1 protein-coding gene is annotated in these 592 nt (G+C 69.4%); it reads left to right on the forward strand.

Translation table 11 applies throughout. The features are described 5' to 3' along the window. Nucleotides 1–99: 99 nt before the first annotated feature. The coding region (locus tag KGQ19_RS52460; RefSeq protein ID WP_212022493.1) for a ThiF family adenylyltransferase at nt 100–592 on the forward strand (493 nt) is incomplete at its 3' end.

Consider the following 592-nt stretch of genomic DNA (forward strand, 5'->3'; position numbering starts at 1 on the left):
GAGGGGCGGGATGCGTCGCATCGAGGTGGGAGAGCGGGCGCGGAGGCGAGGCCGGCGGTAGAAGGCGAAGCGGCGACGGGCAATCTCGCGCCAGCAGGAGTGAACGCTGAGCATGAGTGCGGCGCGGATGAGGCGACGGGCAGCGGCCAAGCAGAGGAAGCCAGGCGCAAAGGCAAGCGCGGCACGGATCAAGCAGCTGGCGACGGTCAGACCGGAAACGGCAGCAGCGCGAGCAGCCTAGGTGAAGTGGCACCGAGCGAGCAGAGTAGCTCCGGCGGTACCAAGGGCGGCGCGGATCAAGCGGCCAGCGGCGGTCAGTCAAGAAGCGGCGGCGGCCGAGGCGTCCGAAGCCCGGCCTCACCGCTCTTCGCGCGTACCGGGGGCATCCTGTCGCCGGAGTTGGCGGATCGCAGGGTCCTGATTGTCGGTGCCGGGTCGGTGGGGTCGTATCTGGTCGAGGTGTTGGCGCGCAGTGGGGTCGGCGGCTTCACGATCGTGGATCCTGATGTGGTTGAGGCCGTCAATGTGGGGCGGAGTGCGTTTCGGGTGGCGGATGTGGGGTTGGGGAAGGCGTGGGCGGCTGCTGAGGTGG

The sequence above is a fragment of the Catenulispora pinistramenti genome (assembly GCF_018274385.1).
Lineage (GTDB): Bacteria > Actinomycetota > Actinomycetes > Streptomycetales > Catenulisporaceae > Catenulispora > Catenulispora pinistramenti.